The sequence below is a fragment of the Niallia sp. FSL W8-0635 genome (assembly GCF_038007965.1).
Classification (GTDB): Bacteria; Bacillota; Bacilli; order Bacillales; family Cytobacillaceae; genus Niallia.
In genome coordinates this window covers 228,483-251,500 of sequence record NZ_JBBOYD010000001.1, presented here as the reverse complement: position 1 = coordinate 251,500, position 23,018 = coordinate 228,483, and the positions used below count along the sequence as shown (strand labels likewise).

The 23,018-nt window shown below is 35.2% G+C and carries 28 protein-coding genes; 6 read left to right on the top strand and 22 right to left on the bottom strand.

Features of this window, described 5'->3' with window-relative positions; genetic code table 11:
* The first annotated feature begins 28 nt into the window (after window positions 1-28).
* From cysI to NYE52_RS01385, 4 genes are all read left to right on the top strand, one after another.
* Window positions 29-1,753 (top strand): assimilatory sulfite reductase (NADPH) hemoprotein subunit, encoded by a 1,725-nt coding sequence (cysI, locus tag NYE52_RS01400; protein WP_341191430.1) that lies wholly within the window; start codon window positions 29-31, stop codon window positions 1,751-1,753.
* Window positions 1,754-2,964: 1,211 nt separating this feature from the next.
* Window positions 2,965-3,585: a cupin domain-containing protein gene (locus tag NYE52_RS01395; RefSeq protein ID WP_341191429.1), complete on the top strand. Its 621-nt coding sequence runs from the start codon at window positions 2,965-2,967 to the stop codon at window positions 3,583-3,585.
* Between the two features lie 55 nt (window positions 3,586-3,640).
* Entirely contained in the window at window positions 3,641-4,537 is an 897-nt protein-coding gene (locus NYE52_RS01390) for an SDR family oxidoreductase (RefSeq protein WP_341191428.1), read from the top strand.
* A 299-nt stretch (window positions 4,538-4,836) separates the two neighbouring features.
* Window positions 4,837-5,322, top strand: a complete 486-nt coding sequence (locus tag NYE52_RS01385; RefSeq protein WP_341191427.1) for a CBO0543 family protein — start codon at window positions 4,837-4,839, stop codon at window positions 5,320-5,322.
* Window positions 5,323-5,325: 3 nt separating this feature from the next.
* Here NYE52_RS01385 and NYE52_RS01380 read toward each other — a convergent pair whose 3' ends face one another.
* From NYE52_RS01380 to NYE52_RS01360, 5 genes are all read right to left on the bottom strand, one after another.
* Window positions 5,326-6,033 (bottom strand): YjjG family noncanonical pyrimidine nucleotidase, encoded by a 708-nt coding sequence (locus NYE52_RS01380; protein ID WP_341195086.1) that lies wholly within the window; start codon window positions 6,031-6,033, stop codon window positions 5,326-5,328.
* Between the two features lie 85 nt (window positions 6,034-6,118).
* On the bottom strand, window positions 6,119-6,595 hold the full coding sequence (locus NYE52_RS01375) for a DMT family transporter (protein ID WP_341195085.1): 477 nt from the start codon (window positions 6,593-6,595) through the stop codon (window positions 6,119-6,121).
* Window positions 6,596-6,599: 4 nt separating this feature from the next.
* A complete protein-coding gene (locus tag NYE52_RS01370; protein ID WP_341191426.1) occupies window positions 6,600-7,313 on the bottom strand; it encodes a Crp/Fnr family transcriptional regulator in 714 nt (237 codons plus the stop codon).
* Between the two features lie 12 nt (window positions 7,314-7,325).
* Window positions 7,326-7,751 carry a DMT family transporter gene (locus NYE52_RS01365; protein WP_341191425.1) on the bottom strand — a complete coding sequence of 142 codons (426 nt, stop codon included), beginning with the start codon at window positions 7,749-7,751 and terminating at the stop codon, window positions 7,326-7,328.
* Between the two features lie 174 nt (window positions 7,752-7,925).
* Window positions 7,926-8,567 (bottom strand): FMN-dependent NADH-azoreductase, encoded by a 642-nt coding sequence (locus NYE52_RS01360; protein WP_341191424.1) that lies wholly within the window; start codon window positions 8,565-8,567, stop codon window positions 7,926-7,928.
* A gap of 195 nt (window positions 8,568-8,762) precedes the next feature.
* Here NYE52_RS01360 and NYE52_RS01355 point away from each other — a divergent pair, with 195 nt between their 5' ends.
* A complete protein-coding gene (locus NYE52_RS01355) occupies window positions 8,763-9,218 on the top strand; it encodes a GNAT family N-acetyltransferase (RefSeq protein WP_341191423.1) in 456 nt (151 codons plus the stop codon).
* Between the two features lie 107 nt (window positions 9,219-9,325).
* Here the strand turns inward: NYE52_RS01355 and NYE52_RS01350 are convergent, their stop codons facing one another.
* The 17 genes from NYE52_RS01350 to NYE52_RS01270 all read right to left on the bottom strand — a co-directional run bounded on the left by NYE52_RS01350 (window position 9,326) and on the right by NYE52_RS01270 (window position 21,619).
* Window positions 9,326-9,838 (bottom strand): hypothetical protein, encoded by a 513-nt coding sequence (locus NYE52_RS01350; protein WP_341191422.1) that lies wholly within the window; start codon window positions 9,836-9,838, stop codon window positions 9,326-9,328.
* Complete coding sequence (locus NYE52_RS01345; protein ID WP_341191421.1) at window positions 9,835-10,503, bottom strand: ATP-binding cassette domain-containing protein; 669 nt, start codon at window positions 10,501-10,503, stop codon at window positions 9,835-9,837. Before NYE52_RS01345 ends, NYE52_RS01350 begins: the two co-directional genes overlap by 4 nt.
* A 12-nt stretch (window positions 10,504-10,515) precedes the next feature.
* The gene (locus NYE52_RS01340; RefSeq protein ID WP_341191420.1) at window positions 10,516-11,322 is read right to left on the bottom strand and encodes a hypothetical protein; all 807 of its coding nucleotides are present in this window, start codon (window positions 11,320-11,322) and stop codon (window positions 10,516-10,518) included.
* On the bottom strand, window positions 11,322-12,122 hold the full coding sequence (locus NYE52_RS01335; RefSeq protein WP_341191419.1) for a hypothetical protein: 801 nt from the start codon (window positions 12,120-12,122) through the stop codon (window positions 11,322-11,324). The genes NYE52_RS01340 and NYE52_RS01335 overlap by 1 nt, the downstream gene beginning before the upstream one ends.
* On the bottom strand, window positions 12,109-12,885 hold the full coding sequence (locus tag NYE52_RS01330; protein ID WP_341191418.1) for a hypothetical protein: 777 nt from the start codon (window positions 12,883-12,885) through the stop codon (window positions 12,109-12,111). Before NYE52_RS01330 ends, NYE52_RS01335 begins: the two co-directional genes overlap by 14 nt.
* 14 nt (window positions 12,886-12,899) lie before the next feature.
* On the bottom strand, window positions 12,900-13,688 hold the full coding sequence (locus NYE52_RS01325; RefSeq protein ID WP_341191417.1) for a hypothetical protein: 789 nt from the start codon (window positions 13,686-13,688) through the stop codon (window positions 12,900-12,902).
* Window positions 13,660-14,601, bottom strand: coding sequence for a hypothetical protein (locus NYE52_RS01320; RefSeq protein WP_341191416.1), 942 nt, complete (start codon window positions 14,599-14,601; stop codon window positions 13,660-13,662). Before NYE52_RS01320 ends, NYE52_RS01325 begins: the two co-directional genes overlap by 29 nt.
* A gap of 196 nt (window positions 14,602-14,797) precedes the next feature.
* The gene (locus tag NYE52_RS01315; protein WP_341191415.1) at window positions 14,798-15,700 is read right to left on the bottom strand and encodes a hypothetical protein; all 903 of its coding nucleotides are present in this window, start codon (window positions 15,698-15,700) and stop codon (window positions 14,798-14,800) included.
* Between the two features lie 101 nt (window positions 15,701-15,801).
* A complete protein-coding gene (locus NYE52_RS01310; RefSeq protein ID WP_341191414.1) occupies window positions 15,802-16,668 on the bottom strand; it encodes a hypothetical protein in 867 nt (288 codons plus the stop codon).
* Between the two features lie 103 nt (window positions 16,669-16,771).
* On the bottom strand, window positions 16,772-17,713 hold the full coding sequence (locus tag NYE52_RS01305; protein WP_341191413.1) for a hypothetical protein: 942 nt from the start codon (window positions 17,711-17,713) through the stop codon (window positions 16,772-16,774).
* Window positions 17,706-18,278 carry a sigma-70 family RNA polymerase sigma factor gene (locus NYE52_RS01300; protein ID WP_341191412.1) on the bottom strand — a complete coding sequence of 191 codons (573 nt, stop codon included), beginning with the start codon at window positions 18,276-18,278 and terminating at the stop codon, window positions 17,706-17,708. The genes NYE52_RS01305 and NYE52_RS01300 overlap by 8 nt, the downstream gene beginning before the upstream one ends.
* 173 nt (window positions 18,279-18,451) lie before the next feature.
* Entirely contained in the window at window positions 18,452-18,946 is a 495-nt protein-coding gene (locus NYE52_RS01295) for a GNAT family N-acetyltransferase (RefSeq protein WP_016201412.1), read from the bottom strand.
* The gene (locus NYE52_RS01290) at window positions 18,930-19,064 is read right to left on the bottom strand and encodes a hypothetical protein (RefSeq protein WP_268870220.1); all 135 of its coding nucleotides are present in this window, start codon (window positions 19,062-19,064) and stop codon (window positions 18,930-18,932) included. The genes NYE52_RS01295 and NYE52_RS01290 overlap by 17 nt, the downstream gene beginning before the upstream one ends.
* Before the next feature lie 33 nt (window positions 19,065-19,097).
* On the bottom strand, window positions 19,098-19,964 hold the full coding sequence (locus NYE52_RS01285) for a permease (RefSeq protein WP_341191411.1): 867 nt from the start codon (window positions 19,962-19,964) through the stop codon (window positions 19,098-19,100).
* A 112-nt stretch (window positions 19,965-20,076) separates the two neighbouring features.
* Window positions 20,077-20,523 (bottom strand): MarR family winged helix-turn-helix transcriptional regulator, encoded by a 447-nt coding sequence (locus tag NYE52_RS01280; protein ID WP_341191410.1) that lies wholly within the window; start codon window positions 20,521-20,523, stop codon window positions 20,077-20,079.
* Between the two features lie 106 nt (window positions 20,524-20,629).
* Window positions 20,630-21,115, bottom strand: a complete 486-nt coding sequence (locus NYE52_RS01275; RefSeq protein WP_445669081.1) for a GNAT family N-acetyltransferase — start codon at window positions 21,113-21,115, stop codon at window positions 20,630-20,632.
* A 12-nt stretch (window positions 21,116-21,127) separates the two neighbouring features.
* Window positions 21,128-21,619, bottom strand: a complete 492-nt coding sequence (locus NYE52_RS01270) for a GNAT family N-acetyltransferase (protein ID WP_341191408.1) — start codon at window positions 21,617-21,619, stop codon at window positions 21,128-21,130.
* Window positions 21,620-21,834: 215 nt separating this feature from the next.
* On the opposite strand from NYE52_RS01270, the gene NYE52_RS01265 reads away from it, so the two are divergent.
* The gene (locus NYE52_RS01265) at window positions 21,835-22,992 is read left to right on the top strand and encodes a cyclopropane-fatty-acyl-phospholipid synthase family protein (RefSeq protein WP_341195084.1); all 1,158 of its coding nucleotides are present in this window, start codon (window positions 21,835-21,837) and stop codon (window positions 22,990-22,992) included.
* Window positions 22,993-23,018 lie beyond the last annotated feature (26 nt).

Below are 23,018 nucleotides of genomic sequence, written 5' to 3'. Positions count from 1 at the left end.
AATTTTTAAAGGAAAGGAGTTTACTAAAATGGTGAAACAAGTATTGAAAGCTCCAGATGGACCACCAAGTGATGTGGAACGAATTAAAGAAGAAAGTAACTATTTACGTGGCACTTTGAAAGAATCCATGGAAGAGGAAATAAGCTCAGGTATATCAGAAGATGATAACCGCTTAATGAAGTTCCACGGAAGTTATTTACAGGATGATCGTGATATTCGAAATGAGCGAGCAAAACAAAAATTGGAGCCTGCCTACCAATTTATGCTCCGTGTTCGAACTCCTGGTGGAGTAGCGACACCGGAACAATGGCTAACAATGGATGATTTGGCACAGAAGTATGGTAATAATACATTAAAATTAACTACACGCCAAGCTTTCCAAATGCACGGCATTTTGAAATGGAATATGAAACAGACAATTCAAGATATCCATCAATCCTTACTAGATACGATTGCAGCTTGCGGAGACGTAAACCGTAATGTGATGTGTAACCCGAACCCTTATCAGTCTGAGCTTCACGGAGAGGTGTATGAATGGTCTCAAAAATTAAGTGATCATTTATTACCTCGTACACAAGCTTATCATGAGCTATGGCTCGATAAGGAAAAAGTTGCTTTCACTCCAACTGTGGAGGAAACAGAAGTAGAGCCAATGTATGGAAAGCTTTATCTACCTAGAAAATTTAAAATTGGGATCGCAGTTCCTCCTTCTAATGATATCGATGTATTCTCCCAAGATCTTGGGCTTATTGCGATTACAGAAGCTGAAAAATTGGTTGGATTCAATGTGGCAATTGGCGGTGGAATGGGCATGTCGCATGGCGATAAAGCGACCTATCCGCAGCTTGCAAAAGTAATCGGATTCTGTACACCAGAACAAATTCTTGATGTGGCAGAAAAAGTAATTACTATTCAACGTGATTATGGTAATCGTTCTGTTCGTAAAAATGCTCGTTTCAAATATACTGTGGATCGCCTCGGCTTAGAGAATGTGGTTGAAGAATTAGAAAACCGTTTAGGCTGGAAGCTTCAAGAAGCAAGAGAATTCCATTTTAACCACAACGGTGATCGCTATGGCTGGGAAAAAGGTATCAAAGGAAAATGGCATTTCACTTTATTTGTGGAAGGCGGCCGTATTAAAGACTATGAAAATTATCCTTTAATGACTGGATTACGGGAGATTGCCAAGGTACACACTGGAGACTTCCGATTAACCGCTAATCAGAATTTAGTAATCGCCAATGTTTCGACACGCAATAAAAAGCAAATTACTAACTTAATAGAGCAATATGGCATCATGGATGGAAAACGTTTCTCTGCCTTGCGCCGTAATTCGATTGCCTGTGTATCTCTGCCAACATGTGGTTTAGCAATGGCAGAAGCAGAGCGATATTTACCAGTCTTAATTGACAAGATTGAGGAAATTGTCGATGAAAACGGATTGCGTGAAGAAGAGATTACCATTCGCATGACTGGATGCCCAAATGGCTGTGCTCGCCATGCTTTAGGTGAAATTGGCTTTATCGGGAAAGGTCCTGGAAAATACAATATGTACTTAGGTGCTGCCTTCAACGGAAGCCGTTTAAGTAAACTTTATCGGGAAAATGTCGGCGAGGAAGAAATCCTTTCTGAGCTTCGTGTATTACTCCCTCGTTTTGCAAAAGAACGCTTAGAAAATGAACACTTTGGTGATTTTGTTATTCGTGCTGGCATTGTGAAAGAAGTAACGGATGGAACCAATTTCCATGATTGATAGATAAGTAGATTGCACCACTTTAATCGTTTTTTGATTGGGTGGTGTTTTTTTGTGTGGAGGTTGGTATGTTGGAGTTGGGATTATATATTCAGAGTTTGGATCATATATTCTGAGTTTGGACCATATATTTAGAATTTGGATCATATATTCTGAGTTTGGATCATATACTCGGATTTTGGATCATATATTCTGAGTTTGGACCATATACTCGGAGTTTGGATCATATATTCAAAGTTCGGACCATATATTCAAAGTTTGGATTATATACTCGGAGTTTGGATCATATACTCGGAGTTTGGATCATATATTCGGAGTTTGGACCATATATTCTGAGTTTGGATCATATACTCGGAGTTTGGATCATATATTCGGAGTTTGGATCATATACTCTGAATATGGATCATATACTCGGAGTTTGGATCATATACTCGGAGTTTGGATCATATACTCGGAGTTTGGACCATATACTCGGAGTTTGGATCATATACTCGGAGTTTGGACCATATACTCGGAGTTTGGATCATATATTTAGAATTTGGATCATATATTCTGAGTTTGGACCATATACTCTGAGTTTGGATCATATATTCAAAGTTCGGACCATATATTTAAAGTTTGGATCATATACTCGGAGTTTGGATCATATATTCTGAGTTTGGACCATATACTCGGAGTTTGGATCATATATTCTGAGTTTGGACCATATATTCAAAGTTCGGACCATATATTTAAAGTTTGGATCATATACTCGGAGTTTGGATTATATATTCGGAGTTTGGACCATATATTCAAAGTTCGGACCATATATTTAAAGTTTGGATCATATACTCGGAGTTTGGATCATATATTCGGAGTTTGGATCATATATTCAAAGTTCGGACCATATATTTAAAGTTTGGATCATATACTCGGAGTTTGGATCATATATTCGGAGTTTGGACCATATATTTAAAGTTCGGACCATATATTTAAAGTTTGGATCATATACTCGGAGCTTTGGCTGAAATTTTCAAATTCCACTCATCTACAATCATACTTTCACTCCGATATCCTCATCATCCCCCACACTTTTTACCCAACTAACATTACTAAAACTCTCCCCTTACAAAACAAACTAATTTTCCACTCATAGGCCAACCTAGTTTTGTATATATTTAAGCTAGTAATCCATATTAAAATTTCTACTCGAAAAATAGGAGGCTTGTATCATGTCTGTTCATCCAGCTTCTCCTTCCTTTCAGCTTTTTGGTGATTCAACCCAGTCTGTTAATTATAGAAGGGATCCTTATAATTACATTACCCAACTTTTTTCTGATCAGATGCCGGCTATACATACTGGGTTATTCAATGTGCATCTTAATCAGGGTATCATCGTTCAGCCGCATTGGCATACTAATGTGAATGAACTTGTATTTGTCATAAGTGGGGAAGTTATGACATCTGTTTTCAACCCTTTTACACAAAGTATTATGACTTATCATGTAAAACCCGGGCAGGCATCTCAATTCCCAAAAGGTTGGTTTCACTGGATAGTAGCATTGCGAAACAATACACATTTCCTTACTATCTTTGATCAACCGAAACCGGATATTGTGTTTGGTTCCGATTTTTTACGCTTTTTACCGAAAGAGATTGTTAACAGAGCTTATTGTGTAAATGAATCAGCCTATGCAAATGCAATAGCACCAATTAATCAATCTTCTATTCTAGGACCACCACCAGGGTGTGAGCAAAACGGAGGAAACATGAACACTACTTATCATTCCACGCAGCCTTCACCTACTATGCATCCTTATCTCAACCTTTCCTCACCACCTTACCCATATTAAAGCCTAAGTTTACTAAGTACTAAGTAGCCTAAAAAAGAATATGGAGGTTAATTCTGTGAAGAATAAGAAGCATTATGGATCTGAAACAAAATGTGAAGAAATCGAATGGACTTTTCCGCCACAGCATCAAACTAGGCAGCCTGGTTTTGAATATCTGATGGACCCTCTTCCTATTTTTGATAATCCTAAATATATCGGAACAGGAAAATTAAAAGACCGAACTGCGATTATCACTGGGGGCGATAGTGGAATTGGTAGAGCTGTTGCAGTGGCATTTGCAAAAGAAGGAGCAAATATCGTTATCGCTTATTATGATGAGCATATAGATGCTGAAACAACGAAACAAGCAATCGAACATTATGGTAGTTCTTGCTTCCTTATTCCAGGAGACCTGAGAAGAAAAGAACACTGTGAATTCATTGTTCAGAAAACACTCGAAACGTTTGGAAAAATTGATATTTTGGTAAATAACGCAGCAGTCCAATTTTTCCAGGATGACTTAACAGAGATACCAGATGAACAATGGGAATTAACATTTGATGTCAATATCCATGCCTACTTCCACTTAACAAAGGCAACATTACCTCATTTGAAAAAAGGAGCTAGTATTGTCAATACAACCTCCCTCGTTGCCTATATCGGTGTAAGCCAATTGATTGATTATACAACGACAAAAGGTGCCATCGTTAGTTATACACGAGCACTAGCTAACAGCCTTGTCAGTAAAGGTATCCGAGTAAATGCTGTAGCACCTGGCCCATTCTGGACTCCCCTCCAGCCTGCGTCACAATCAGCTGAAAGTATTGCTACATTAGGTTCAGATGTGCCGATGAAGCGTGCTGGCCAACCATACGAAATTGCACCTGTCTACGTACTGCTTGCCTCTGATGACGGTTCTTATATGACGGGACAGACAATCCATGTAAATGGCGGTGCTATGGTTACTACCTAAGGTACAAAAAAGACCACAGCATCTGTACACCCCGAAAGAAGATTGCAATAAAAACAGTAGTCTAAGGAATCATCTGTAATAACAAGAATAGCATTTAACCATTTTTTGCTTTTAAATCGGAATTAATTTTCCTTAAAAACGCATTATAAAAAGAACTGAGGCGGAATCTTTCTCTCCCTCATATTAAAAAGCATCAATTCAGATGCTTTTTTTTCATATTTTTTTGCCCTTTGGATAAAATAAAAAAATCCTATTCCTACTACAAGAAAGGATAATTGTTAACTAGATGGGTGATTAAAGTGGAACGGAAAATATTAAGATTCCTTTTCCTATTAGGAATTGGGCTTTTACCAGTTATCTTTAGAAAAAAACCAGCAAAAGATTGGTTTCTAGTCTTCTTTTTTAAAGGATATTTGTCCAGTTTTGTTGATAGCATTGTTACTTCTGAGAAATGGCTTAATTTTCCTGTTCGGTTTTTGCCAAAGCATTTTCAAATCAATGTTTTATTTGATTATTTATTATTCCCAATCACTTGTGTTGCTTATAATCAAATAAGCTATCATTCCAAATTCCCTGGAGTTATACTCAAATCATTTTATTTAAGTATCCCGATGACCTTCGTGGAGTTTCTATTAGAAAAATACACAAAATTAATAAGCTATAAAAAAGGTTGGCATTGGTATGATACTTTGTTAACAGAAACTTGTACTTTCTTGCTTTCTAGAGCTTGCATTGGCCTTGTTCGAAAATTAGACAAGGATAATAAAAAACAATCGATCCATTAATGATTAATGGTTCGATTGTTTTTCTCTCTCTAGAATAATAAGGAGCTCTTCTAGTTTGGCGATTTCATATGTTGGTTGCACATCTGTTTTATTTTCCTTCTTTAATGGATTAATCCAACAAGTATCAATTCCCGCATTATATCCACCTTGGATATCCGCACTTAATGAATCACCAATAATTAACGTTGTCTCCTTGTTAAATAGAGGAATTCGATCAAAGCAATAATCAAAGAACTCTTTCATCGGCTTTTGATAGCCAGTATCCTCCGACACAAAAATAGCTTTAAAGAATGGATATAGTCCAGATGCCTTTAATCGCTTCTCTTGCGTCGCTGACATGCCATTTGTCACAATATATAAATCAAAATGGTTTGAAACCTTCATGATTAATTCCATCGCTCCATCTAGCAACTGGTTTCCTTCTCCTAAATATTCGCGATAGCTTTGCTCTAATAAAGCTCCATCTACTTTTTTACCCATCTTCTCAAAGAATAAGGTGAATCTTGTATTAACTACCTCATCACGCGTAATTTTTCCTTCTTCAAATGCTTTCCAAAGGCCTTGATTTAGCTGTTGATACTGTCTTTTCCATTCTTCACTATATGAGACTCCTTGCTCCTGCATCAATAACCGAAAGGCATTGTCCTCCGCAGCTGCAAAGTCCAGTAATGTATCATCTACATCAAAAAGCAAGGTTTGATAATTCTTCAAGTTTGATTCTTCTACAGTTGTTTGAAAAGTCTCTGAGATAGCTTTCCCCTTATTATTTATTATCCCTTGCATACAAAACCCACTCCTATCTTTTCGCCAATTCTTTCACTGGCTGCTTCTTTTCTGATGCTCCACCCATTTTGAAAACAAGTATTCCACCGATAATGACCACTACCCCGATTAACTGCTTTAGAGTAAATGGAACCTTTTCTAATCCCAATAAACCGAGGGAATCAAAGAGTAAGGCAAAAACTAGTTGGGAAGACAAGGAAATCGAAACGGCATATGTTGCTCCTAAATGCCTAATCCCTTTTGTCATACAAACAACAACACCAACACCGATAATCCCACTGAACCAGTACCATGTCTGCATATTTTCTAAATGAAAGAGTCCTGTCCCCTCTGAAATAAAGCCAAGAATAAAGGAAGCAATAAATCCTAACGCTAATACTAAAGTAGTCGTAGCCCAAAGGCCTGCCTTCTGATTTACACGATTATTAAATATGTTTTGCACCCCAACTAGACTACCGCTAATAAAAGCAATAAGTAAGCCATATATCATATTTTTATTCACCCAATCCTTCTTCATAAATACTTCTGCCAGCTAAACTCGTTAAACCCTCGCGATTTTTCACTATCATATATCCTTTTTTCCGTTCAATCAGACCGTCCTGACAAAATTGCTGTATCACTCTATTTAAATGACGGTAACTAGTGCCAATTAAATTCGCTGTATCCTTTAGATTAATTTCGTTACGCTCCGTATTGTATAATGGATCCTCCTCATCAAAAGAAACAGACAATAAATAACTAGCAAGTCTCACTTCCACTGGATAGAACAAATTGAAGCGCATCGAACTTGATTTAATATAGAACTTCTTTGTGATTATATCCAACAGGAACTGTAAGAAGGGTGCATAGTCGCTTGCGTATTGCTTTAAATGTCGTTTATGAACACCAATCATGATTACATCCGAGATGGCCTCTACCGTATTAAGGATATCAGTATCTCTTACATATTCCACATCTCCGACCATTTCCAGAGGAGTTTTAAAGGAAAGAATTAGCGTTTTTCCTTCTGCTGTAGTTGTATATATCTTCATTTTTCCATCCACCAATATATAAAGATATTCAGCAGCCTGTCCTTGTGTACAAATAAATTCCCCTTGTTTGAAGGCATAAAGATGTAGATGCTCTTTTAACTTTTCAGGAAAAATAGCTTCCAGTTGAAAGCTTCGAATATACACTTCTAACTGCTCTAGGTTTTCAATCACTTTCATGCACGGTTCTCCTTACATTTTTAATAAAAGAACACCTATTATCATCATGCCAATTCCAATAAACTGCGGAGTTTTCATCTGTTGTTTTTCCAATCCGAACCAGCCATAGCTATCGATTAGAAAAGTCACAAACAGCTGGGCAATTAAAGCAGTTGAAATCGTTAACGTGGCGCCAACTAAATGCATCGCTGTAATTGTGCTGAAAATAATAACCGATGCAAATGATCCTCCCGCTAAATATAGCGGCTTTACTTGTTTATATTTTGAAAATGCTTCTTCTTTGGTAATCAGCAAGATGAGAAAGGCAAGTACAAACCCAGTAAACTGTGTAATTGTTGCTGCCTGCCAGGAACCAATATCCTGGCTAATTCTTGCATTCGCTACTCCTTGCAGGGTTATAAATGCTCCACCCATAAACGCAAATAAAATACCTCTCATTTGTTCGACTCCTTGCTATTTAATTTCCTTTTTAAAGATAATCGATTTCTAATAATAGGAAAAGGACATATGTCCTAAAACTTCACTTTTCCTAGTATACTCCTTTTTCCCATTAAAAAACTCCGTTTGAAATAATTCAGACGGAGTTTTTTTATCTTATCTATTTAAAATTTATTAAACAGTTTGAGCTACTAATTTATTTGCAACAGCAGCTACCTTTTGTAAACCTTCTTCAACGATTGAAGCAGCTTTATCAGGCATTGCGTTATGACCTTCAATAATTACTTCATCAATGATTTCCATTCCGAATATGCCACCGAAAACAGTACGCATATAGTTAACAGCCATTTCTGATGGTGCAGCTTCAGGAGTAGAATAGATTCCACCGCGAGCATTTAAAAGGATCGCTTTTTTATCTGTCATTAATTGAATCATGTTACCTTCTGCATCAAATTTAAATGCAAAACCTGCAGCATATACATAATCAATAAATGTTTGTAATTTAGCTGGAATTGTTAAGTTCCAAAGTGGGAATGCGAAAACTACTAAATCAGCAGCTGTTAAAGCATCCATAGCTTTTTGTTTTGCAGCTAATAGGCGTTGCTCTATATCTGTTAATTCTGCTCCGCTTTGTACTTTACCGAAAGCATCGAATAATTCTTGACCAAAGTAAGGAGTATCTTCTGCGTATACATCGTATACATTTACATTAAGGTTTTCAGCACCTTTAATAGACTCCATAAACGTTTCATACATTTTGCTTGATACAGCTTCAGAAGCTGGACGATTGTTTGCTTTTACTACTAATACATTCATTTATTACATTTTCCTTTCCCTCATGCAAATTTAAAACTAATGTGAATATCATAACAAACAAAATGCCTCAAAGGCAATTATTTTTAAATAAAGATATTTTATTAAATATTTCCAATCAAAATGCAACTAAGCTATTCCACTAGAATAAGGAAATTAGTAGAATAGTAGTTAAAATAAATAAAAAGGATGATGAGGATGAACATTATAATCGACCCTGTTACATCGAAAGAGGTTATTGCTTTATTAGAGGATCATTTGCATAGCATGACCCTCCATTCTCCTCCTGAGAGTATCCACGCTCTTGATGTAGAGGGATTGAGAAAACCAGAAGTAACTTTTTGGAGTGCATGGGAAGACGGGGAATTAACCGGCTGTGGGGCGTTAAAAGAATTAGATGACAAGCATGGAGAAGTAAAGTCGATGAAAACCTCTCCTAATCACTTGCGCAAAGGAGTAGCGAGAAAATTACTGCTCCATATTATGGAGGAAGCAAAAAATCGAGGATATAGCCGATTAAGTTTAGAGACAGGTTCCATGGATGCTTTCCTTCCTGCCAAAAGACTGTATGAAAGATTAGGATTTGAGTATTGCGGCCCGTTTTCGGATTATGAGGAAGATCCGAATAGTGTGTTTATGACGTTAGAATTGTAAGTTATAGTTTGGAAAGGATGGATTTGTTCTCCACTCAGTTACCCTTTTTGAGGATAATACGTTGAGAAATGGAGGACCTACTCCATCCCCATGAACCTTTATTAATGTTATAAATCAATCACAATGCCATATCTTTTTCCGTGCTTAAATTGCTCCTTCACCTTCTCTGTATAAAGATTTTGGTCGATATAAAATTGTGCCGCTTTGTCTTTATATTTAGGAGCAACACTGTATACAAGCGTAATTGGTATTGTTGTATTAGGAGGTAATTCCTTTACTTGCTTTACATCAAACTCACCATCCATCGTCTGATAATAATCCATGCCGTAGGAAAGCTTTGATTCTATTAATTTCGAAACAGATATCGTTTCTTCAGACGTATTTTCTACTTCCATTTTTACAGTGGCAGGAACATAAGAATAATCTTCATCCCCTTCTATTGCTCCATATGACAAGTCTATAACAGTAAATCTTAACTTATCATCTGCAATCCACTCATCTTTTTGATAAATATCCAAGTCATATTTTATGGCAACTCCTTTATTTACTTCATATACTCGATATCCCCATATACCAACCCCCACCAAGAAAAGAACCAATAAAAAAAGCTTTATTTTCATTCGTTTTCTCCTTTTCGTTCATAATGCTCGATAATTTTCCCATTCTCCATTACAAAAATTTCATCGGATAAATACTCCAAATCTTCCTTATCATGACTTGCAATAAGGATGCATTTATTCTCTTTCTTTAGCTCTAACAGCAGCTTTTTGAATTCTTCAATTCCATCTGTATCTAAGGCGTTTGTTGGTTCATCTAATATAATTAAGTCTGGTTTTTCCATTATTGCTTGTGCTAGACCTAGACGTTGCTTCATACCAAGGGAATATTTCCGATATTTTCGCTTGTCTTCTGGATCTAATCCAACTTGACGAATTGCTTCCTTGATTCGATCATCGGTAATGGTATTAGTTAGACTAGCAAGCATTTTTAAATTCTTAAATCCTGTATATCCTGCTAAAAAACCTGGATACTCAATCAGCACACCAACGCTTGGCGGGAATGAAACATCTTTACCCAGTTTTAATCCATCTACCATTACCTCTCCCTCCGTTGGCAAAATTAACCCACAAAGCGCTCGAAACAACATTGTTTTTCCAGATCCATTCTTTCCACGAAAACCATAAATAGCCCCTTTATGTAAACGGAGATTAATATCCTTTAAAATCGGATGATTTTTTATTTCTTTGGAAACATGATTTGCTGTTATGTAAACCGCCTCATTCATTCCTTCCACTCCTTACAGATTATTTTTTTTGTTAAAAACTAGATACGCGATTATTGAGGAAACAAGGAATACAACAAAAGAATAGACAAGCGAAAATGTCATGCTAAGCTGATAATCACTTGCAAAAATGCTCTGCTTCAATATCATCGAATGAATACCTGGAAGCCATTTACTGTCTAAAATTGTTGATACACCACTTAAAATAATTATTCCTAAAAAAGCAAGAGCCGGTGATAGCAATTGCATCGTTAAAAACAAGAGGCCTGATAAAGCAAGACTAGTTACCAAGTAACCAACTATTATTCTTGTAACAACTTCACTAGCTGAAACAGGTATATCCATTAACGGAATGACAGTATCTTGAAAGTATTGAGACGTCTCAAGTGAAAATGTCCTAAGAGTAATACTCGAGACAAGGTAAATGCTCAAAAATAAGCCAATGACAAATCCAATATTTTGCATAATCAACCATCCTATTTTCGCTAGGAAATAGCTTGACTTGGAACGACTTCGCAATAGTAAATAGATACGATTCTTCTGAAAATCCTCTGATAAGAAATCACCGATCAGAAAAATGATAAAAAACTGTGTAAAAACCCAGTATATAGGCACCTCATATTCTGATAAGAATTGAAAGTAGCCTTCATCTTTTAGTAACATATAGATAATATCAGCACTATTGACACCGTATTGATTTAAACGAACACTCATCATCAGCGTTAAAAAAGCGAAAAACAGAAACCAAGCACCGTACTTCCATTTTCCATATAATAGACTATACTTCCAATCTCTTAAAAATAGACGATAGATGATTTTCATTAATAAAAATCCTTTCTCTCATATAGCCATCCGGTTATTGCATAAAGAACCATTGAAACAACCATTAAATAAATTACATGATAGATTGTCTTCATCGGCTCTAACCAGTCTGCTATGCTAACCGTTGCATTCATCGTATAGATAAAGAATGGAAGTATCCCGAGGTGATCTAATCCAGTGATTGCATACATAATAATAAGTACAAACGCACTGTTTTTTAGAAGCTGTTTTAAAAACAAGAAGGAAAAGGAAATCATTAAAAATCCGAAAAACTTCGTAAGAAAAATAGTTCGAATGATTTTATAGGTTACAAGATTAGTAGAGATAGCAGCATACTGTTCTTCATTATTTAGATATTCTCCTACCGTTCCTGATGGATTTAACCAAGTATTCTCCCAACCGACCAATACTCCCCCTAGTAATAAGGAAACAGCCATAATAAATATCGTGAACACAAGCGAAAGAAGTATTGCTGCCACTACTTGTGTATGCCAGATAGAAAAGCGCGATTGATAGGTTAATACGGAAATGGGATTTTCCATTTGTTCCACCATATGTGTTAATAGAATAACTAATACTGGAATTGCGACAACAATCAACATATAGTGATTGGCACTACCATTTATTCCACCTACATCGACCACTACATCAAATATTCCTCGATTAGACCACTCACCTTGTCTTGCTAATATTAATAGACACCACAAGAGAATAGTCGTACTAATTGCTATATATAACAAAGTTTTTTTATGCTGAGCAAAACTTTTCTTAACAATAAATAGGAAATTAGATTGTTTCATTTTTCCCACCTAATAATCGATACCATAGGTAACTTCCGATTAACCCAATAGCCGTTATGCTTGGTAATTGCCAAGTTGAATTAATATTTCCGAGAAAATGTAAGGACAATCCAGCCCATCCAAATGTACTTAACAATACGTCAAGTGCTAATACAATTAAGAATGGAAAAATAAGAACGATATATCTATTTTTAACTACAGTAGAAAATGCTAATCCTAAGGATGCGAGCATACCACCAAAGATAAAAATCCAAAAAATTCTTAACAAAACATATATAAAAGGAGATTGATAGAACATATCAGCTAAATAGGATTCTTGGGTAACGAGCGGCATACCAAAATAATAGTTATTTTCAATCAATGGAAAGGCCATCATCTCCCCTAAAAAATTGATAATAAGCGGAAGTACCGCCACACCCCCGCCAATGAGAAAATTAACAAGGTAACGGGTATTTAAATATTTTCGCTTCTCTACCTTAGTAAGAATACTTTTAATTAATCCTGTATTGAAATCTTCCGCATAAGCATCTGCATATACCAATGTTGCAAGTAAAGGAAAGGTTAATGTATAGATATAATACGTTTCTCCTGTGAAATACATCCAAAAGACATAGGGACTCCCTGGATAAAATATGTAATCATCGATTGTCATTCCATGTGGCCATTTCTGAACCACAGGAAGTAAAGCAAATATGAGCCCAATTAGAATCAGAATCCAAAAAACTGGTCTTCGCATAACCCGGTTTATTTCCATTCTAAGCATTTAGACACCTTCCTCTAATAAAATTCTTTTTTTTCGTATCGTTTGAAACATATGTACCAACATATTGTAATGCCAAGTAGGAAGTATATGACATTAAATAACTTCTCTTCTACTGATACCCATGTATCTAACGTAATTTGCATTCTTCCTAAAAAAAAGCTAAAATCATTTGGTAACAAGCCGTCGACCCCAAAAAGGAAAAGAGCTAAAAAAAAGATAAAAGTATTTTTCTTTATTATCGTTTTTAATAAAAGTATGAATAAAGACATAAACAAAATACCCAAAAATCGTGAAGCAATTATGTAAAGCCAAACTTTCCAACTAACAAAATATGGAATATACAATTCGAAAAAATCTTTCTTTTCAAGCAGGAAGTAAACTGTCCCTTCTCTTGTCTGCCATAAGTTGTTTATATGTCCATTTATAACGAAAGAAGAAATTACTCCACATGCTACCATCCAAATCGTGATAAAAATACTAATAACAGCAGAAAAAACAATATGATTTTTTAACAACTTTTTTTTGTCTTGAATTCTTAATATAAACATTTCCTGTTCCATTTGATCTACAAGCATAGGTAATATCATTGCTATAAGTGGAAATACACCTATTAATAGAACAAACGTGCTAGCAGTCCCACCAAAACGTAAACCAACAATATAATCAAATAAGGAATTCCCCCCATCGCGTTGAGCAGAGGCTACACTAGCAATAGTAACGATTGCTAAATAGATCAATCCCATATAATACATTCGCTTATTGAAAAAATTAAAATTAATCTTTAATCTTACCTGTTGTATCATGTACTCCACCTGACTTCTTTTCAAAACTATCTACGATATCTTTGAAATAATCCTCAACTGAAACTTCCTGATAACCCTTAAGATCTATGTTAAAAGCACCTTCTGGCACCCCTTCATTAATATGTATCTCTTCCAATGTAGTACTTCTTTCTGCCTCTTTTCCTTTCCCGTAGAATTTAGTATCTAAAACGACTCCTGTGTCTTTTGCAATCACCATAGAAAATGGTCCATTAAACAATTCAGAAGTACCCTTAGGTATATTTCCTTCTACAAAATAGGCAGGCAAGTTGAAGCTTATCCCTTCTTCGATTTTCCAACTTGAGTAATTATCGTAAATAAACATCCAATCTTCACTATCTACAATTCTTTTGATTGCATCTTGTATGGAGTCTTTTTCTTCCTCGTCCTCCCAAACCGCATATACTTTTTCTTTGGGCTTTTGAGCCGTATATACTCCATTTTGGAACAGTCTCATTTCATCAGCTATCACTTTACCATTTTGGATTTCTTTTGTACGTGTGTAACTCCAGTTCCGGTTATAATCCGCATAAAATTCAACGTCTTGAATATTATCTATTTCAGACATCTTAAACCGAAACTTCCCGTATATAGAATGAACATTATCCCAAGAATAGTAGATTTTTTCTACAATTTGAAAATGGTCAGGGTATTTCTTTGCTAATTCCTCTTGCTCTTTTAATACAAAAGGAAAAGTTTCTTGTTTGTAAGGATTGCGATGGAAAACATTCCCTTTTATTAAGGTTTCCTTATCAGCTTTAGATGTCGTTTCCTTATCAACCATCAGTAATTTTTCTTCATCCCTCTTAATTTTTACGGATGGATATAGCTTTATTCCGATCATTACTAGAACCATTACAGTAATAACTATTGCCGGGAAGAATTTTTTGGTCATCTTTGTCTCCTTTTTCGAATAATAGATATTTTGCATTTAATTGTTAGTTAGTACCTATTTATTTTTACGATAATATCTCACTGTTTATCTACATCTTAACGAAAAAATTGATTGATACCTTAATTCAAATTAATTATTCTCCTAAAGTGGTTATTATCCATCTCACAAAATCTTTGCAGTAAGTCCTTCTATCCCCTTACTTATTATTCTCATTTATAATCTCTCCTAAATATTCCTCTGCTGAAATCTCTTTATTGTTTGTTAAATCCAGTTGAAAAACATCCTCTGGATTACCTTCATTGAGATGGATTTTTTCCACTTCAATATTAACTATAGGTTCCTTACTTTTCCCGTAAAATTTTGCATCTAGAATAATCCCTGTTTCTTTTGAAACAACCATCGTAAATGGTCCTTCCAACATTTCAGAGTGTTCCTTTGAAATGCTTCCTTCTATCATATATGCATCCAACCCTAATTTTTCTCCTTCCGTAAACCCCCAATCGTCATAGTTATTATAAATATCCATCCATAATTCACTACCAATAATCCAAATCAACTTCATTCCAAAAGAAACACTATTATCCAAAATATTGTATACTTTCTCATCTGGTTTCTGTCTTATAAACTTTATACTTCCAAATCTATCTTCCATTCGGTTTTCTCTAAATAATCCTGTTTCTGTTTGTGTCTCTTCCTCCGTATAACTAATAAACTTTTCATAGTCTGCATAAAAATTAATATGATGTGTATCATCCAACTCGGAAATCTTATACTTGTATTCCCCATTTACTGTATCAACTTTATCCCAAGCATAATAAATGCTATTTACAATATGAAACTTTTCTGGATTTTGTTTGGCATACTCTTCTTCTTCCAGCATGCGAAATGGAAAAATCTCGTCTACATAAGGGCTGCGATGTGATACATTAAATCTGTTAGTTCCTGTATTCTTCTCTTTCGTAGATAAGTCTTGATTCTCGGCTTCCAATTTTCCTTCTGCATTCCACCAGTTACTTTTAGCAACTGGAGATACTTTAATAGCAACTAACACAAAGACAAGTATCGTGATTAAAGTTCCCGCTAACCATTTCTTTACCATCAGAACCCTCCTGTATTCTACCAATTAGATCCTTTATTCCGACTTAGCTCATCCTTAATAAACATCTATTATTCACTACCAATAACTTAATGGATTTTCCTTTATTTACCTTCGTAACCAGTTAAGTCACTGATATTATATTCCAAATTTGGTAACTCTCTACCATCAGAAACATCTAAATGAAATACATCTTCTGGCAGCCCTTCATTTATTTTTATGTCTTCCACTGTAACAGTAAGGGTTGGCTCATCTTCTTGTTGATAACACTTTAAATCTAGCAAAGCACCGGTCTCCTTCGATACAATCATTGTAAATGGCCCCATTAAGGATTCTGATATATCTTCTTTAATATTTCCTTTTATTAAATAAACCGGTAATCCGAATTTCTCCCCCTCCTTAAATTCCCAATCTGAGTAATTATTATAAATTAACATGTACCATTCACTATTCGTTACTATATTTGCATAAACGGATGTGCTTCTATCTTCCAAAGGTTTACGATTATATATTTTTTCTAATGGCTTTTGACGCAATAGCATTGAATCTTTAAGTAGGATTTCTTCTGCTTTTATAGCTTCCTTCCCTATTTCCTTATAACTCTCTCTACTCCGCTTCTGATCATAATCCACATAAAATTCTACATAACTCATATTGTCCAGTTCAGAGTTTCTAAATTGAAAAGCACCATAGGCATGATGGATAGTACTTAATGAAAAATACATCTTTTCGACTATCTTAAATTTATCAGGGGAATGACCTGCTAATTCCTCTTCTTCTTTTGTCCGAAAAGGGAATGATCTTTCCTTTCCTTCTTTTATAGTATTTTTATTATGATTCTCATTTACGTGCGTTGTTTCTTGTTTCAATCCAGTTTCTAGCTTCATTTCTAAATCTGGGTAAATTCTAATGCCTACTAAAATGAACGCAAGTAAAGTAATGACCATTATAGAAATCCACTTTTTTGACATCTTATTATTCCGCCTTATCTTTTGGTTCTCCTGTTTTTTATTAATCTGCTAGATTTTCACTAAGCATTTCTTTAATTGAATCTCTTTCTTCATCCTTTATTACTTAATCAATCGAAAATATATTCTCCGGGACTCCTTCATTTATAGATATATTCTTTACATTTACCATTACCCTTGCTGGACGATCCAAGTCTCTGTGATCATAATAGGCAAGGTTGAAGACTGTTCCTGTTTCTTTATCAATTGTTACAGAAAATGGTCCACCCACTGTATCATACTCGGAATCAAACGGATAATTCCCTTCGATTTCATAGACTGCTCGGTTGAATTTCTTTGTTTCCTTATAGCTCCAATTTTCATAATTGTCGAGAAGCAAAACATACCATTCATTGTTAAAAATAACTCCAGGTAGACCCGTATCTTTAAACTTTTGTTTATCTAATTCTTCCACATAATTTTCTTCACTTGGTCTCTCTATTGTAAAAATTTCATCTTTCCATAGGTATTTTAATAATGTGTAACTACCCTTGTCCCAATAATTCAAAGTGGACTTATATAGACCTTTATCTATATCCAAATAAAAGGATACTGTGCTTGGTTCATCCCTATCACTATTCCTATATTCAAATTTCCCATACGCGGAATGGATATTAGAGTATGAACGGCACATTTTTTTTACAATAGCAAATTTATCTGGATACTGCGTTGCTAAACTTCGGTTATATTGCATCTCTATCTCATTACTTTCGACATCCCCTATTTGATTACTTAACTCGTTATAAATGGACACTTCATTTCGTACATTACCTTCTGATATTTTTGATTGGCTTCCGATAAAGGGGATTATTTCGGTAAAGAAAATTACAATTAGAACTACACTAACAGCCACCGGAAAATATTTTCGAACATAAATTATTCCATTCGTACTTTTCTTAGAGTAATTAATCTTTTTCAAAACCCTTTGTTTATTTACTTCAGAAAATGTTATCTCCTTTAATACGGTTTCATTCATTTTTTCATCTAAATTTTTTAATTTTTCATCCATTTCCATCTCCTCCATCAAGCAGTTTTTTTAGCTTCTGACGTGCACGATGCATTCTGGACTTTACCGTATTCTCACTCAATTCTAGTAACTCTGCTATTTCGTATTGGGATAAACCTTCATAATAATACAGGATAATCACTTCTCGAAGTGGGACAGATAAAGAAATGACTTGCTCGGAGATGTAACGATTCTCCTCATTTAAAAGAATTTGTGATTCTACAGATTGTTCTTTACTATCTCTTTTAAAAGAAAGAAAATCTGCGAACAGGATATTTTTATAAGACCAACTTTTTAAAACATCTTTGCAGCGATTAACGGTAATCCGATATAACCATGTCTTGTAAGATGACTCCTTTCGAAAATCATCGATATTTTCATAACATTTTATAAATACATCTTGAGCAATATCCTCTGCCCATTGTTTATGACGAACATATGTATACGCTAATCGGACAACACTTTTTCCATACTCATCCATTAACCAAATAAGGCGTTCTTCCTTTTCAAGAGGATCATTAGAGCTCATTTGCTCTCTCTGTTGCATACTATGCTTTTTCTCAAGCATTTCAACCTCCTCCTTTTTCTATTAGGTTTAGACGACACAAACCTCCTTTAGGTTCTTTTTTTCTCACTATTTTTTTTAATTTTGTATTAGGCAATTTCTAGCGGCTTATTGTATTTGTGTTTTTAAATACAATAAGCCGAGAAAGTATCCATCTTCCTTCTCGGCTTAAAAAATCAATATTTCATACTTCTTCTTTCCATCAATACTACATCTCTCCACTCACCGTCTAGCTTTCCAATTTTTTCACGAATCCCAACACTTCTAAATCCACAGCTTTTATGGAGCTGGATACTTGCAATATTTTCTGGAAAAATACCTGATTGTAGTGTCCAGTAGCCATTTGATTCAGAATGTTCAATTAATTTTTCTAATAAAAATCTCCCATATCCTTTACGATGATAATCCGGATGCAGATAAACACTATGCTCTCCAACTCCTTGATACACCCTGCGATTCGATACTTTGCTGATAGCAGCCCAACCAATCACTCTATTCACTTCTTCATCCACTAAAACAAAGCTTGAAGATAAATCTTTACTACTGCTCCACTTCTCCCAATCTGGAACACTAGTCTCAAATGTTGCATGTCTGGATTGAATGCCCAATCTATAGATAGTTGCTATCTCTTCCCAATACTCCTGCAAAATCTTCTCAAGCTTTACGCTCATCCTTATTCTCCTCCTTCACCTCACAGCAGTTCTCTTGCTTTTCTCCTACTTCTTCTATCATAATGTTACAGCAATCATTTTTCTGCTCTTTTTTGATTATTTTTTTAAAAATGTTCATGATAAATCACTCCTCCTACTGATTGGTTTCCCTCTATATAAAATAAAACAAAAAGCCTGAAATCGTAGACATCGAGATAACCGATAAAACAAACGCAAACACTAATTTTCGCTTAAAGATACTATTTAATAAACTTAATTCTGGAAGGCTAGCTCCTGCTGAACTAATCATCATCGCCATAACCGGTCCAAGTGCCATGCCTTTTGCAATAAGAATCTGGGAAATTGGAATCATCGATGATAATCGAATGTATAAAGGAATTCCGATAATCGCTGCTAGTGGAACCAACCACCAGTTTTCCCCTCCAAGGTATGTTGCCACGAACTCCGTTGGTACGACTCCCCCTATCACCGCTCCAATCCCTGCCCCAATGATCAGAAATGGATAAACAGTTTTCATTAATGTCAGAATTTCCGAAAACGTATTTCTTAAGTTAAATCCCTTTTCTTCCTGAAGAGCATTTTTAATGATGACATTTTTCACTTCTTTTTCAAATCCCCATTTTTCCAGCACAAACCCGAGAATAATCGAAAGAATCGTTGTAATCAACGTATAATAAAGCGCTACTTTCCAACCCATTAAAACGGTCATCACTGTTAAAATAGTCGGGTCTAGAACCGGAGATGAGAAAAGGAAAATCATTACCGTACTAAAACGAATATTATTTCTCAGTAGATTTACGACAATTGGTATTGTCGAACAGGAACAAAAAGGTGTGATAAAGGCAAAAAGCACAGCAATTAAAGCACTAACAATAGGAGGTGCCTTTTTCATCCATCCCTTCACCTTATCGTAACGGATAAATCCTTGAAGAAGGCTTATAATAAAAGAAACAATAATGAATAGAGCTGTTAATTCAATTACAAGCCATATAAAGCTTTTCAATACCTCATACCACATTTCTTCCCCCTCCTTTTATTTGCAAAATACAACTATTATATCAAAGGCTATGTTACCTACTTCTCTATTCCACAAATCATGGAATGGAACATAGCGACTCTCCTTGCCATTATTACTTAACCGGGTGACAGCACATAGTACTTTTAGCCATGGAACTATTTAATAATTTTAACGAACGGATTACCATATCCTTTTCAAAGTCTGTCATAAAGGAAAAAACTTCATCTAAATATTGATTCATTTGATTATCAATAGAAGTCGCAATGGCTTTTCCTTGCATTGTTAATTGGAGTACATATACTCTTTTATCATTCATTGACTGTTGCTTATTCACTAACTCCATTTTTACTAAAGATTGAATTTGCCTGCTAAAGGTGGTAATATCCATTCCAATTACCTCTGCGATTTCTTGCATCGACGGATTATTTCTTTTATCAATTTCATATAAAATGTGGCTTTGGACAAGGGATATTTCCGTATTGCCAATGGAACAACAATTTTTATCAAGCACCCCGAATCTTCTCATGGTAATTTGTAAAACCTCGCGGAGATTTTCCATCAAAAATCCTCCTTCCTTTATTAAAATATTGAAGCTATTTTTATTATAGCTAATTATTTGCATTTTGCAACTATTTTATTCGAGACTGCTTCCATTAAACAGTCCTTCATAATACTTCTCGGCTAAAAATGATGAGTGCCCCTTTTTTTCCCATTACCTTTCTTCCAGTATCCTCAAATCCCGCTTTTTTATAAACATATTGTGCACGAATGTTATGCACATTTACGGCCAAAATCACTTCATTTTTAACTGGAAACTGTTCTTTTATAAAAGGAAATAACTGTTCCATTGATTCTCTTCCAATTCCCTGACCCTGATAGGAATGATGAATAGAATAAGCTCGTAAAAGAATGGCATCCCTGTTCTCACTATAATCTTTTACTCCCTCCCATCCATGAAGGACAAAAAAGCCAGTAACCGTACCATCTTTTAATATAACGATAGGGTAGCGCTCCTCTTCTACTAAACATAGTTCTAATGCGTCAAGAGGGATACTTGTATAATATAGCTGTTCCCCCGATAAAAGATAGTTTTCTAGCTCCGGTATATATTTTTCTTCGTAAAATGCTAATGTTATCGTCAAATTTCTCACCTCAAAAATATTTTATTGTACGTTATCTGCTAACTTCTTTACAAGCACTATTTCATCTCTAATAGGAATGCCGTCATTTCCAAGGAGAGGAATCTCTGGTTTTATTTTTCTGGCCTCTTTTACTGCACCCACTAACAATTCTGAAAAGTAATAGCCTCTTTTTTGATAAAACTTTAATGCTAATAAATTATCATTTGTTGTGATTAGTTTGATTTTGTTACAACCCATTTTTCCAGCTATCTCTTCCACCATATTTAGAAGTGTTGTACCAATACCTTTTCCCTCTATTAAGCTGTCTAAAGAGATAATTTCGCACTCTGAATCTCTTATTATATAGGTAATCAGGCCAATAATTTCTTGCGTTTCATTACATACCATGCATCCTTCTAGGGTGCTACAGTCGTATATACCAGTGGAAAGTACCATTTCTGGACTCCCCCAATGAGCTTGAAAAAACAACTTTACTTTTTCACGATTCGTTTGGTTAATGGTTGTTATGGTCATTTTTATCCTTCTCCATACAAAGATATTTTCGATGCTCTTCCGTCTTGAATGGAAAGAAAATCGTTCCTTTCTTTTCATTTCTTTTATCTATTTTACCATTACACTTCCTTGTATTGATTGTTTTTTCTTAGACTCCCCTGAGCATAATGACCACATATTTAACGAGAAAGAGGTAAAATTATACATATATATTGGGAAAGAAAGAAGTGGATGATGTGTTTGAAAAGACTGTATATAAATCTATTTTAAGCAATTCCTTCACCATTCCTGTAAAGGTTACTTATTGGGATGGAAAGACGACTGTTTATGGTAATGGTAACCCCACAGTAGAGCTTATTTTTAAAAAACCTATTCGGATTAAAGACATTTACAACAACGCGTCACTAGCTTTAGGAGAAGCGTATATGGATGAAAAAATAGAAATAAAGGGGAGTATCAAGGACTTAATTGCTTCTGCCTATGAAAATGCATCCAGCTTTATGCAAAGTAATAAGTTTAGAAAGTTTATTCCCAAACAGTCCCATACAAAAACGAAGAGTAGAGAAGATGTACAAAATCATTACGATATTGGCAATGATTTTTATAACATTTGGTTAGATCGTTCCATGACCTATTCATGTGCCTATTTCAAGAATTCTGAAGACACTTTAGAAACGGCACAGCAAAATAAAGTGGATCATATCTTAAAAAAATTAAATCTCTCTCCTGGCCAGCACCTTTTAGACATTGGCTGTGGGTGGGGGAATCTTATTTTTACTGCTGTACAAGACTATCAGGTAAAGGCAACCGGCATCACTTTAAGCCAAGAACAGTATGACTATGTAGTGCAAATGGCAAAAGAAAAAGGAATATCGGATAGTGTAACCGTCCATTTAATGGATTATCGTGATTTAAAGGACGTTACATTCGATCGTATCACTAGCGTGGGGATGTTTGAGCATGTGGGAAAGGAAAATCTTCAAGCTTACTTCCAACAAGTACACTATTTGTTAAAAGATGATGGTGCTGCCTTAATCCATGGAATTTCTCGCCAACAAGGAGGGGCAACCAACGCGTGGATAAATAAATATATTTTCCCTGGGGGTTATATTCCTGGTGTTGCGGAGCTTGTTAGCCATATGACAACAGAAAATCTGCAATTAGTAGATTTAGAAAGTCTTCGCCGCCATTATCAAAAAACATTAGAAATGTGGCATGCAAACTTTATCACTCATCTAGATGAAATTCGCAAAACAAAGGATGAACGCTTTATTCGGATGTGGAATCTATACTTACAAGCATGCGCCGCTTCATTCAAAGCAAGCAATATTGATGTCATCCAATATTTACTCGTTAAAAAAAGCAGCAACCAATTGCCGATGACAAGAGGGTAGGGAATCATTGGCTTGGGGGGCGGAAG

Bases quoted from the DNA above. Each gene is read 5' to 3' on its own strand.
- cysI (WP_341191430.1), top strand. From the start codon at position 29: ATGGTGAAACAAGTATTGAAAGCTCCAGATGGACCACCAAGTGATGTG.
- NYE52_RS01395 (WP_341191429.1), top strand. From the start codon at position 2,965: ATGTCTGTTCATCCAGCTTCTCCTTCCTTTCAGCTTTTTGGTGATTCA.
- NYE52_RS01375 (WP_341195085.1), bottom strand. From the start codon at position 6,595: ATGATATATGGCTTACTTATTGCTTTTATTAGCGGTAGTCTAGTTGGG.
- NYE52_RS01370 (WP_341191426.1), bottom strand. From the start codon at position 7,313: ATGAAAGTGATTGAAAACCTAGAGCAGTTAGAAGTGTATATTCGAAGC.
- NYE52_RS01365 (WP_341191425.1), bottom strand. From the start codon at position 7,751: ATGAGAGGTATTTTATTTGCGTTTATGGGTGGAGCATTTATAACCCTG.
- NYE52_RS01360 (WP_341191424.1), bottom strand. From the start codon at position 8,567: ATGAATGTATTAGTAGTAAAAGCAAACAATCGTCCAGCTTCTGAAGCT.
- NYE52_RS01355 (WP_341191423.1), top strand. From the start codon at position 8,763: ATGAACATTATAATCGACCCTGTTACATCGAAAGAGGTTATTGCTTTA.
- NYE52_RS01350 (WP_341191422.1), bottom strand. From the start codon at position 9,838: ATGAAAATAAAGCTTTTTTTATTGGTTCTTTTCTTGGTGGGGGTTGGT.
- NYE52_RS01345 (WP_341191421.1), bottom strand. From the start codon at position 10,503: ATGAATGAGGCGGTTTACATAACAGCAAATCATGTTTCCAAAGAAATA.
- NYE52_RS01340 (WP_341191420.1), bottom strand. From the start codon at position 11,322: ATGAAAATCATCTATCGTCTATTTTTAAGAGATTGGAAGTATAGTCTA.
- NYE52_RS01335 (WP_341191419.1), bottom strand. From the start codon at position 12,122: ATGAAACAATCTAATTTCCTATTTATTGTTAAGAAAAGTTTTGCTCAG.
- NYE52_RS01330 (WP_341191418.1), bottom strand. From the start codon at position 12,885: ATGCTTAGAATGGAAATAAACCGGGTTATGCGAAGACCAGTTTTTTGG.
- NYE52_RS01325 (WP_341191417.1), bottom strand. From the start codon at position 13,688: ATGATACAACAGGTAAGATTAAAGATTAATTTTAATTTTTTCAATAAG.
- NYE52_RS01320 (WP_341191416.1), bottom strand. From the start codon at position 14,601: ATGACCAAAAAATTCTTCCCGGCAATAGTTATTACTGTAATGGTTCTA.
- NYE52_RS01315 (WP_341191415.1), bottom strand. From the start codon at position 15,700: ATGGTAAAGAAATGGTTAGCGGGAACTTTAATCACGATACTTGTCTTT.
- NYE52_RS01310 (WP_341191414.1), bottom strand. From the start codon at position 16,668: ATGTCAAAAAAGTGGATTTCTATAATGGTCATTACTTTACTTGCGTTC.
- NYE52_RS01305 (WP_341191413.1), bottom strand. From the start codon at position 17,713: ATGGATGAAAAATTAAAAAATTTAGATGAAAAAATGAATGAAACCGTA.
- NYE52_RS01300 (WP_341191412.1), bottom strand. From the start codon at position 18,278: ATGCTTGAGAAAAAGCATAGTATGCAACAGAGAGAGCAAATGAGCTCT.
- NYE52_RS01295 (WP_016201412.1), bottom strand. From the start codon at position 18,946: ATGAGCGTAAAGCTTGAGAAGATTTTGCAGGAGTATTGGGAAGAGATA.
- NYE52_RS01290 (WP_268870220.1), bottom strand. From the start codon at position 19,064: ATGAACATTTTTAAAAAAATAATCAAAAAAGAGCAGAAAAATGATTGC.
- NYE52_RS01285 (WP_341191411.1), bottom strand. From the start codon at position 19,964: ATGTGGTATGAGGTATTGAAAAGCTTTATATGGCTTGTAATTGAATTA.
- NYE52_RS01280 (WP_341191410.1), bottom strand. From the start codon at position 20,523: ATGGAAAATCTCCGCGAGGTTTTACAAATTACCATGAGAAGATTCGGG.
- NYE52_RS01270 (WP_341191408.1), bottom strand. From the start codon at position 21,619: ATGACCATAACAACCATTAACCAAACGAATCGTGAAAAAGTAAAGTTG.